Here is a 10,957-nt window from a genome sequence, read left to right on the forward strand (position 1 = left end):
CTTCGTACTCGCCGGAGCTGAACCCCGACGAGCTGGTCAACGCCGATCTCAAACGCAGTCCGCCCATGCACAGCCGGGCCCGTGACCAGGCCCAACTCGCCGCCGAAACCCGCCGGTTCTTCGCCGCCAACTCCAGCCACGCATCGTCCGCGGCTACTTCGGTGGCCCACACGTCCGATACACCCTCGAATAGAACCCTTTGAGTTTCGGATCAATAGGCGGAGGTGCTGGCCCCGGCATGCCATGCACCAACCGTCGCGACAACCGCGAGAATCGTGCCAGCCAAGATTAGCCCGGCACCGAGCTGCCATTGCAGCAACGCCGCCCCGATGGCAGCGCCCACCAGAATCAGCACGACCGCGGCCAAGCGACGATCCATCAAACTGCCACCTCGTCTTGTGCCCCGGATCAGGATGGCTGCGAAGGCCGTGATGGTGGACGTAACGACGACCGTCGTGACGTCCCTGACAGCGATGTGTCGCGCACTAACTGCCTGGAGCCCCATCGCGCTGCCGAGAATCGTAGTGAAGAAGATCTTTGTCGGCGCGGTCACGTAGCCGTCAATGCACACCAGAGCGACGCCTGCCGTGAGTACCAGCAGCGCAGCGAGTGTCAGGAAAGCCGTCGTCCGTGGCAGCCACCCCGGTGCAGTTCCGCGCAAGCCCCAACCGGCCAGCGCGGCGCCCGCTATGAACCCCAACAGCGCTAGCAGTGGTCCTATCACCGGCAAATGTCCACCACCCGTAATCGCCATGCCCAGCACGACCACGTTCCCTGTCATGTTCCCGGTAAAAACACGGTCGAGCCCGAGGTAGCCGATGGCGTCAACGAGACCGGTCGAAAACGTCAAGGCGAGCATCAGGATCAAGTGCAGTCGCTCTGCGGGCGCGGCTCGTAGAAGCCGCAACCTTCGCCCTACCCCCCCTGGGGTCGCGACGGTAGCCACGCTTCTTGCTGATTTTCCCATCATCTCTTTCCTGGTGGAATTGGATACGAATGAGAAGAAGTTCTTGTGATCACCAACTCGTTCACGGAGGGCGACTGCCGCCACGAAGGCCGGGCCATTCCACCCAAACAACCGTTCATGGAGAGGAATCCGCAGCCGGCTCCGGGTCGAACCGGGACCGCTGCGCAACCGCACTTCAAGACTCATGTCGGCTCTTTATCGAGGAGGGATGGTCGTCACGGGATGTTGGACGGCCGCGAGGGGATGGGCCCGCTGCGGGGACGGTCCTGTCGCTCGCAGCGGCTTCGGACATTTTGATCCCGGGGAATGCTTCCGAGCAGCTGGTAGGCGCATCAGCCGACCGCCCACGACACCTTGTTCGGGTTCAGCAACCCGGTCGGGTCGGACCCGTGCCACAGGGAGCACCGCGGCCGGGGCCTCGGCGGTCGTCGTCGGCCGCGACATCGCCGCCGGCATACCTGCCACCAGAGGCCTGGGCGCCGCCTGAATCGTGGCGGAAGCCAATACCTTGACGTCGAATCACTCGCCCGCGGCGCCCGCCGCGGCCTCGCACACGAGGACGGTCGTAGCGGCGCCGGTGGTCGCGCTCACGGCGACGGCATGCTGTAGTAGCGCCGCAGGTGCTCGCGGGTCAAGTGTTGCGCCGCTTCCCCGTCGCCGTCGATCACTGCCTGCAGGATCGCTTCGTGCTCGGCGATAAGACGCTGCAGCATCGACGAGGGGTCAGTGAGCGCTTCCAGGCGCGATAACAACGCCTTGGATAAGGAGTCGCGGACGGCGAGCATCACGAGCGTCAGCGCCTCGTTGCCCGACGCGCGGACGATCTCGAGGTGAAAGCGGATGTCGGCAACATCGAACGCCTTGAGGTCCCTGCCGGCCGCGCGCATGAACGCGATCTGGTCGCGCGCGGCCGTGAGGTCGGGCCGCCGATCGCGCGTGGCGGCCTGCAGGGCGCCCGCACCCTCCAGCGCGGCACGCAGTCCGATGAGGTCGTCGAGCGGGACGCGCCCGAGCCGCAGCAGGTAAACGAACGTGTCGCGCAGCGGATCGGTCGCTAGCTTGTCGGCCGCGACGACGCACAGCGGCGACGTAGGGCCGGTCGCGACCACGAGCCCCTTGGTCTGCAGCGCGCGCAGCGCCTCGCGGATCGTCGTGCGCCCGACGCCGAATCGCTCGGACAACTCGCGCTCAGGTGGAAGCACGCTACCCGGCGGCAGCTGCCCGCTAAGGATCAACTCGAGCAGTTCGTCGGCGACTTGCTCGTAGACCGGCCGACGGTCCAGCGGCCGCGGGGTAGAGGACATGTCGAGCACAGTACATCGAGATGCCTTTATTGGACCACTGGCTGGCCAGCTGGTCTGACTAACTCAGCCAGCTACGGGCGTTTGGGTAGGCAGAGTGATCGCCGCCATCAACTCGGTCCCGGCAGCTGAATGCGCTGGTAAGAGCATGATCGATTCGATCGCCCGGGAGACGAGGACGGGGCTTCTCCAGACGTCACGCCACGCACTCTGATGAGGATGATGTCCCAGGGCTTGTCAGACCAGCAGGCCAACTGTTTAATGCCCATCGAGGCTGAGTACTCAAGTAGGGCCTGTCAAAGATCCGAAAGCCCTGGAGAAAACTCAATGAAACTCAAGCATCTGTCAGCGGCTGCAACACTTATCGGTAACAGGCTGCGTCCACACGAGGCGTCGCGACGCGTGTCAACGGTCTCGACTACCGTCGTTCTGGCCGTGCTGCTGGTGGTGACGTCAGCGTGCGGCGCGACCACCGGCGCGACGGCGAAGATCACTACACTGAAGATCGCCATCAACAGTGCTCCGAACTCCCTCGACCCTGCTCTGGCGAGCGGCTCGCGACAGTTCATCGCGCTCCCTCTCTCCCTCTCGTATGCGGCGCTCTTCCACGAGACGCCCGCCGGTAAGATCGAGCCACAGCTGGCAACCTCATGGCGATACGACAACTCCGGGGCAAAAAAAAACCAGGTGTTCGAGTTCACCTTGCGTCGGGGTGTCAAATTTTCTGACGGCATACCGGTCACCGCTCAGAGCGTGGTGGGATGGCTCCAGTACTTCGTCAAGACCAAGGGAATATTTGCAGGCACTTTCGGAGTCAAACCGATATTCACTGCAACTGGCGCTCTCACTGTGAAGATCCAGATGACATCCCCCAACCCGGCTCTACCGTTGATCCTGTCCGATGAGGGGAACAACGCCGGCTACGTGGCGAGTCCGAAAGCGGTCGCCAATCCGAGCCTGATGAAATCCGCGTCCTACGGGGCGGGCCAGTATCAAATGCAGACATCGCAGTCGGTAAACGGTGACCACTACACCTATGTACCGAACCCTTACTACTACGACAAGCCTGCGATCCGCTTCAAGCAGGTGTATGTGAAGGTCATCTCCAATCCGAGCTCGCGTCTGCAGGCGCAGCAGTCCGGCCAGTACCAGGTTTCGCTCGGGGATGCCACGACGGCGATGGCCGCCAGGTCGGCGGGTCTGCAGGTCCAGTCCGCTCCACAGGGCATGTTCTTCTTGTCGCTTGATCTGATTCACGACGTCGGAGCTCCTGAGCTGCGCAACGTGAAGGTCCGCCAAGCGATGAATTACGCGATCGACCGCGTGGCGATCGCCAAGGGCCTGTTCGGCGCGACCGGTGTTCCAAAATGGGGCTTCGTCACCGCCGATGCGAAGGCTGACTCGGCCGATTTCCACTATGACTATGACGTGGCTAAGGCTAAGAAGCTGCTTGCGCAGGCGGGATACGCTAAGGGCTTCTCGCTGAACCTGGTCTGTTCGGGCTACTTCGGGAATTATGGCCAGCCGCTGATGAACGCCGTTGCACAGGACCTGAAGGCGGTCGGCATCGATCTCAAAATTACGAGCCTGCCGGACCAGGCGTCCTTTGCGACCTACGCACTCAAGTACCAGACCGCGCTTATCCAGACCCTGGATCAGTTCGACGTCACCACGGCGACCTATCCGCTGTACCTGTCGGCCGCCTCTCCGATCGCCTTCTTCGGAGGCGACAAAAAGATTGACCGCCTCTACGCACTGGGGGCCTCCTCGTCTGATCCCGGAAAATACTGGAACGAAATGTGGCGGCGCTACACCAGCCAGGCATACGCCGTTCCGTTGGTCGAGTTCCCAAACTTCTTCTTCGTATCGAAGGGGATCGGCGGGGTCGAAGTGAACAGCCGGTATAACACCTCGCTGCCGACCGCGTGGTACCCGACCGGCAAGTAGTTACGAGACCGAGCCCGTGATCCAACGAGGCATCCAAAGTGTGAAAGGTGAGGGGCAATGAGCAACGTGACGACCGAGGATGTGCAGGCGGCCGGGGGCAGCACAGTGATGGTGCCGCGTCCCCCCGCAGCCGCCGCCCATCGCATCGGCTCCTTCGTCGATTCGCGGTTGACCGGGCTCGTGCTGAAGCGGACGGCGACCGCGATCGTGCTGCTGATGGTCGTCTCGGTGCTGAGCTTCGTGCTCATCTCGTTGACGCCCGGCGACGAGGCGCGCGCGATCGTGGGACTCGGCGGAACGCACGAGCAGTACTTGCATGTGCGCGCCGAGCTCGGCCTGGACAAGTCACCACCCGAGCAGTACTGGCAGTGGCTGACTCGGGCGGTGCACGGGAACTTCGGCGAGACGCTGACAACCAGCGAGCCGGTCACGAGCAGCATCCAGACCCGGCTCGGGGTCACGATCTCGTTGACCGTCGGATCGATGATCCTCAGTTTCGTGCTCGGCGTGCTGTTCGGCGTGATCAGCGCTGTCCGTGGCGGCGTGACCGGCCGCCTCCTGGATGCTCTGGGAGTGTTGGGCTTCGCGGTGCCGTCGTTCTGGCTCGCAGCGGTCCTGATCACGATCTTCGCAGTGAAGCTCGGCTGGCTGCCCAGCACCGGCTACGTATCGCCGAGTGTGTCGCTCGGTCAGTGGTTGCAGTCGCTGGTGTTGCCCGTGCTGGCATTGTCTATCGGCGGAATCGCCGCGATCGCCAAGCAGGCGAGGGATGGCATGCTCGAAGCCCTGGCCAGCGAGCACATACGCGCTGCACGAGCGAGTGGCGTCTCGCCGACGTCGATCATCTTCCGTCATGCCCTGCGAGGCGCAGCCCTGCGCGTGATCGCCGTCACCGGCTGGATCGCCATCAGTCTGCTCGGCGGCGCTGTCTTCGTAGAGAGCGTGTTCGCGATCCCGGGCTTGGGGAGCCTGGCAGTGACGGCGGCGACACAGCACGACATCCCGCTGATTCAGGGCGTCGTCGTGTGCTTCACGGTGATCGTTGTCATCGTGAACCTGAGCACCGACGTGCTGTACATCTGGCTCGACCCGCGAGTGAGGGTGGCATGAGCATCGCAGAGGCCGACCCGAACGGCATCATCCAGTGCACTCCCCCGAAGTCGGCGCGCTTCCTTCACCGCCTGCTCCGTCGCAAGCTTGCAGTGGCAGGCATCGCATACCTGCTCGCGCTCATCGTCACCGCGATCGTCGCTCCCATTGCTCTGTCCCACATCGCCGGGCAGAGCGCAGGCTCGCTGGACGCGGTCCGCGCTCAACCCAGCCTTCACCACCACCTCCTAGGCACCGACGAGCTCGGGCGCGACGTCTTGGATCGGCTATTCGTGGGCACCCGGATCACGCTGGTCGGAGTCGGGACGGCAGTCCTGGTGGTTCTCGCAATCGGCGTGCCGCTCGGCCTTGCCGCCGGATACTTCGGCGGCTGGATCGACCGCATTGTCACCTGGGTCAGCGATCTCCTGTTCGGGATGCCGGGCATCGTCGTAGTCCTGTTGGTGCTGGCAGTGTTCCCGTACAGCATGCTCGCGGCGATGACGGCGTTCGGAGTGCTGGTCTCACCAGCGATGATCCGAGTCGTGCGCGTCAGCGTGCTCCCGATCGAGCGCGAGCTGTATATCGCCGCTGCCCGCGCCGCGGGACTTTCACGACCGTACATCATCGTCCGCCACGTGCTCCCACGGGTGTCGGGGGCAATCATCGTGCAGACGTCGGTGATGGCCGGCCTCTCGCTGATCGCGCAAAGCGGACTGTGCTTCCTCGGGCTGCTGGTCAGGTCCCCGGCGCCGAGCTGGGGCGGCATGGTGGCCGACGGATTGCAACTGATCATCCAGGACCCCTGGTTGATCTGGCCGCCCGGCATCCTCATCGCGGTGACGGTGCTCGTGCTCGGCCTGCTCGGCGACGTCTCCCGGGACGCGCTCACCGAGGCCTGGGCAGCACCGGTGCGCAGCCGTCGGCGTCCCGTCACCGCCGCCATCGGCGACATCTCCGACGAGGCCGACGCCGGTGCCCTGCTCTCCGTTCGAGGTCTGAACGTCGTCTTCCAGTCCCGCGGTGCGCACACGCGGGTCGTCGACGGCGTGAGCTTCGACATCGCACCGGGCGAGACGCTGGGCCTCGTCGGAGAGTCCGGCTGCGGCAAGAGCGCGACGGCGATGTCGATCGTCGGACTGCTCCCGGGCACGGGCCAGGTCGAGGCCGGCTCGATCTTCTTCGGGGGGCGCGACCTGGCCACGCTGTCGGACCGCGAACTCCATCAGGTGCGAGGCCGGGACATCGCGGTGATCTCGCAGGAGCCCATGGTGAGCTTCAACCCGACCCTGCGGATCGGGCGGCAACTGGCCGAGATCGTGCGCCGCCACCATCACGTCTCAAGAGCGGCGGCACGATCCCGAGTGCTGGACCTGCTGGCGCAGGTCCAGTTGCCCGACCCCGCGGCGGTTGCCGCAAGCTATCCCCACGAGCTCTCTGGCGGCATGGCGCAGCGGGTCGCGATCGCTCGTGCCCTCGCCGGCGAGCCCTCGCTGGTCATCGCCGACGAGCCAACCACCGCGCTGGACGTCACCGTGCAGGCCGAGATCCTCGAACTGCTCAGGGAGCTTCAGGCGAATCGTGGCATGGCCATCCTGCTGATCACGCACGACTGGGGCGTGGTCGCCGAGATGTGCCAACGCGCGGTCGTCCTGTACGCCGGTCAGGTTATCGAACAGGGGCCGATCCTCCCGGTGTTCCAGGAGCCGCGGCACCCGTACACCAAGGGGCTGTTGACGGCGAACCCGCACGGGGTGCCGTCCTCGGAAGCCCTTCCGGCGATTCCGGGGACCGTCCCGGCACCAGGGCAATGGCCGATTGGATGTCGCTTCAAGGACCGCTGCGTCCTCGCCACCGGCGAGTGCGGCGACGGGACCATCCCGCTCGAGCCGGTCGGCACGCGCCGGGAAGCGCGTTGCCTCCACAGCGCGATGCTCGAAGGAGAGTGCGCATGACCAGCATCGAATCATCGGCCAGCCCCATGATGAGCGTCAAGAACCTGTCAGTGCACTTCAGCCGAGGCCGTCGCAAGGCACTACTGCGCGCGGTCGATGACGTCAGCTTCACCGTCGAGAATCAGCAGACGGTCGGCATCGTCGGAGAATCCGGGTCGGGCAAGACGACACTGGGGCGCGCAATCCTCGGGCTGACGCCGATCGCCGCAGGCAACGTGGAGTGGCTCGGCGAGGACATCACGGTGGCATCCCGGTCGCGACGACGGGACCTCAGTGCAGACCTGGGGGTCGTCTTCCAGGATCCCTATAGCTCGCTCAACCCGACCCGCACGATCGGGCAGACGCTTCGCGAGATGCTGCATACGAGCAGCAACCTGTCCCGCCAGGAGATGGACGCACGAGTTGGCACGATGTTGAAGCGGGTCGGGTTGGCCGCGGACGCGGCCGCGCGGTACCCGTCAAACTTTTCCGGTGGCCAGCGGCAGCGCATCGCGATCGCCCGAGCGCTGGTCGTACAGCCCCGACTTGTCATCTGCGACGAGGCGGTCACCGCCCTGGACCTGTCGGTGCAGGCGCAAGTACTCAACCTTCTGCGCGAGCTACAGCGGGACTTCCACCTGAGCTACCTGTTCATCGCGCACGACCTCGACGTCGTGCGCTACATCGCCGATCGCATCCTCGTCTTCTACCGCGGGCAAGTGGTCGAGGAGGGGCCGGCTGAGGAGCTCTACTTCCGCCCCCTCCACCCCTACACCCGCGCCCTACTCGAGGCGGTGCCGATCCCCGATCCCACCGTCAGGCGTGCGACGAGGGCGAGCGCCAAGAACCAGGAGGAGTTCGATGCTGCACCGGTGCCGGAAACCGGCTGCCCCTTCGCGCCGCGCTGCCCATACCGCACGGACGTGTGCGTGCGCGAGCGCCCGGTCATCGAGTCGTGCCGCGACGGCCGATTCCGTGTTGCGTGCCACCACTGGCGCCAGCTTGATGGCGCCGCTGCACCGGTTAGTGGCGTGAACGGACGATCGCAACGGTGGTGACTGACGCAACGACTTGCGCACGGGGCATCGAATGAATGATCAAGTCAAGGGGAACGTCACCTTCGGCACAGGCACGGCCCGTGGCCAGGGCGCAGCCACGCCATCCGCCTTGCTCAGGAGGGCGCGGGCATCATCGCCATGGACATCTGCGAGTCCGTTCCAGAGATCCCGCCGCTCTATTTGGGCCCGACCGCCGACTTCGCCGAGACGGCGGCAGGTCGAGGCACTCGATCGCCGGATCGTCACCACCTAAGCCGACCCGCGACTTCAGCGCGCTGAAGTCCGCGTTCGAGGATGGACTGGCTTAGCTGGGTCAGGTCAAATATCATCTCAGCCAACGTCGGCGTCTTCACCTTCGGCCAGCAGGGGAAGTCGCCAACGAGAAGTGGGTTGTCATCAACGACATCAATGCCAAGGGCGTTTGGCACACCTGCAAGGCCATCATCCCGGCGTTGATCGAGCCGGGAACCGGCGGATCGCTCGTACTTGCCAGTTCAGTCGCAGGTCTGATGGGGCGTGGAGCCGAGCTGACCCTGACGTCCGCCGATCCCGATGTGCTTCCGCAGCTTCGCTTCCGGTACATGAGCGAACCCGAGCTGCAGCGTATACGCTCCGGCGGGCGCCTAGTCGCGCGGCTGCTCGAGCAGCCGGCGCGCTGGAGGGAGCTTGTTGGCCACGACTGACGCATTTCCGGAATCGGTGTCGGCCGAAGTCTTTTGCATAGCTTTCGACTTGGAGGGCATGACCAATGGGAAAGTTCGAGCCGTTTGGGCCGGCCGCGCACGGCTGTCTGAAGACGCTGCTCATTGCGACGAGCGCCGAGTGCGCGCAGACCGGATCCTGACCGATGGTACGCGCGAATCGCCACTACGACGTCGTTGTGATCGGCTCAGGTGCCTCGGGGAGCGCGCTCGCCGCGCGGTTGTCCGAAGACCCGCAAAGGTCCGTGCTTGTCCTGGAGGCTGGCCGTCACTACGGGGAGATCGACAACTATCCGCCGGCGCTGAAGTACTGCCACTCCGGCGCGTTCGCTATGCCGGGGAGCAGCGACAACTGGCCCTTCATGGCGCAGCTGACCGCCGACCGCGCCGTCTCGGTTGCGCGCGGCAAGGCTGTGGGAGGATCTAGCGCAGTCAACGGTGCCTTCTACGGGCGAGGAGTCCCGGCGGACTACGATGGCTGGGCCGCCGCAGGGAACGACGGATGGTCCTACCAGGACGTCCTGCCTTTCTTCATCAGGGCCGAGACCGATCTGGATTTGGGTGACGCGCCAGGGCATGGCGCTCAAGGTCCGATGGTGGTCCGGCGCCATCCCGAAGCGGCGGCGATCCCGATCCTTGACGCGTTCCGGCAGGCCTGCTTCGCCGCCGGCTTCCCTGAGGACCCGGATATCAACAGCGCAGCATCGTACGGGGTTGCCTTCACGCCGACCAACGCGGACCAAGGCCGCCGGATGAACGCCGCCGTCCGCTACCTGATCCCGGCGGAGCACCGCTCGAATCTGACGGTCCAGGACCGCACGTTCGTCCGCGCCATCACCTTCGCCGGCGGACGTGCCGACGGTGTCATCTATCAGCGTGACGGCGTCGATGGCGCGGTCTCGGCCGATGAGATCGTCCTGTGCGCCGGCGGGATCAACACCCCCCACCTCCTCATGCTCTCCGGCGTGGGACCGGCGGACGAGCTCCGGCGGCTCGGGATCGACGTCGTACACGACTCGCCGAACGTCGGCCAGAACCTCATGGACCATCCGTTCGTCAGCGTCCCGTATCGCACCATGGCAGAGGGTCCGGTCCCCGGCGGCCTGCTACCGGTGGGACCGGTGATCCTAAACTACACCGCCACAGGTTCGTCGATCGCCGACGACATGTGCCTGCTCCCGGCGATCTACTCGAAGTCCACCATGCTGTTCGGTGCACGCAGCCAGTCCCTCATCGATCGCGCCAGGGGTGCGCTCTTCCTGCGAAAGCCCTGGGCAACCTGGAAGAGTGTGTGGGGCGGATCCCCGAAAGCGGCCTTGCAGGATTTCCAGCAACGCAAGATCTTGCACATGTTCGTCGAGCTGAGCATGGAACTGAGCCGCGGTGAACTCACATTGACGTCCGCCGATCCCAGCGTGCTTCCGCAGCTTTGCTTCCGATACATGAGCGAACCGGAAGACCTGCGGCGCATGCGCGACGGCGTGCGCCTGGTCGCGCGACTGCTCGAACATTCTGCGTACCGGCGCATAGGCGCGCAGCTCACGTCGCTGACCAGTGCCGAACTGAGTCATGACGAAGGGCTGGACCGGTGGATCCTGGCCAACCTTGCCTCCGCGGCGCACACGGCCGGGACCTGCAGGATGGGGCCGATAAGCGACCCCACTGCGGTGGTTGATCCTCAAGGCCGGGTCCACGGAGTGGAGGGGCTGCGGGTGGCTGACCTGTCGATCATGCCAACGCTGACTCGACGTGGACCGCATGCCAGCGCGATCATGATCGGCGAGCGCATGGCCGAGTTCATGGTCGACGAGGCGAGATGAGCCGCGCCGGGGCACAGCTCATATTGATCCGAAACGGCAGGTGTTCTGGGGCGTTGATCCCTGCGTGCGTGAACTGGTGCGGGATGCAAGGCAGTTGTTGCCTCGGCGCAGGAGGCCCTTCGGTTGCGGGCGGTGGCCGC

7 protein-coding genes and 1 pseudogene are annotated in these 10,957 nt (G+C 65.1%); 6 read left to right on the forward strand and 2 right to left on the reverse strand.

The annotated features are described in order from the left end of the window. Positions 1 to 203: pseudogene (locus IEZ19_RS52355) on the forward strand (hypothetical protein); the annotation flags it as partial. 8 nt (positions 204 to 211) lie between these two features. Here IEZ19_RS52355 and IEZ19_RS48055 read toward each other — a convergent pair. Both IEZ19_RS48055 and IEZ19_RS48060 read right to left on the reverse strand, forming a co-directional pair. Further along, a complete protein-coding gene (locus tag IEZ19_RS48055; protein WP_229841684.1) occupies positions 212 to 1,153 on the reverse strand; it encodes a YoaK family protein in 942 nt (313 codons plus the stop codon). Between the two features lie 401 nt (positions 1,154 to 1,554). Further along, a complete protein-coding gene (locus IEZ19_RS48060) occupies positions 1,555 to 2,271 on the reverse strand; it encodes a FadR/GntR family transcriptional regulator (protein ID WP_189317684.1) in 717 nt (238 codons plus the stop codon). Between the two features lie 324 nt (positions 2,272 to 2,595). Between IEZ19_RS48060 and IEZ19_RS48065 the strand changes: the two genes are divergently transcribed. The 5 genes from IEZ19_RS48065 to IEZ19_RS48085 all read left to right on the forward strand — a co-directional run bounded on the left by IEZ19_RS48065 (position 2,596) and on the right by IEZ19_RS48085 (position 10,817). Then, the gene (locus IEZ19_RS48065) at positions 2,596 to 4,215 is read left to right on the forward strand and encodes an ABC transporter substrate-binding protein (protein WP_189317685.1); all 1,620 of its coding nucleotides are present in this window, start codon (positions 2,596 to 2,598) and stop codon (positions 4,213 to 4,215) included. A gap of 57 nt (positions 4,216 to 4,272) precedes the next feature. Then, positions 4,273 to 5,325 carry an ABC transporter permease gene (locus tag IEZ19_RS48070; RefSeq protein ID WP_229841685.1) on the forward strand — a complete coding sequence of 351 codons (1,053 nt, stop codon included), beginning with the start codon at positions 4,273 to 4,275 and terminating at the stop codon, positions 5,323 to 5,325. Next, positions 5,241 to 7,259: a dipeptide/oligopeptide/nickel ABC transporter permease/ATP-binding protein gene (locus tag IEZ19_RS48075; protein WP_229841686.1), complete on the forward strand. Its 2,019-nt coding sequence runs from the start codon at positions 5,241 to 5,243 to the stop codon at positions 7,257 to 7,259. Before IEZ19_RS48070 ends, IEZ19_RS48075 begins: the two co-directional genes overlap by 85 nt. After that, entirely contained in the window at positions 7,256 to 8,296 is a 1,041-nt protein-coding gene (locus tag IEZ19_RS48080) for an ABC transporter ATP-binding protein (protein ID WP_189317686.1), read from the forward strand. The genes IEZ19_RS48075 and IEZ19_RS48080 overlap by 4 nt, the downstream gene beginning before the upstream one ends. A gap of 847 nt (positions 8,297 to 9,143) precedes the next feature. Further along, on the forward strand, positions 9,144 to 10,817 hold the full coding sequence (locus IEZ19_RS48085; protein WP_189317687.1) for a GMC family oxidoreductase: 1,674 nt from the start codon (positions 9,144 to 9,146) through the stop codon (positions 10,815 to 10,817). Positions 10,818 to 10,957: the final 140 nt, after the last annotated feature.

Source organism: Streptomyces brasiliensis, assembly GCF_014647875.1.
In the GTDB taxonomy this organism is placed as follows: domain Bacteria; phylum Actinomycetota; class Actinomycetes; order Streptomycetales; family Streptomycetaceae; genus Streptomyces; species Streptomyces brasiliensis.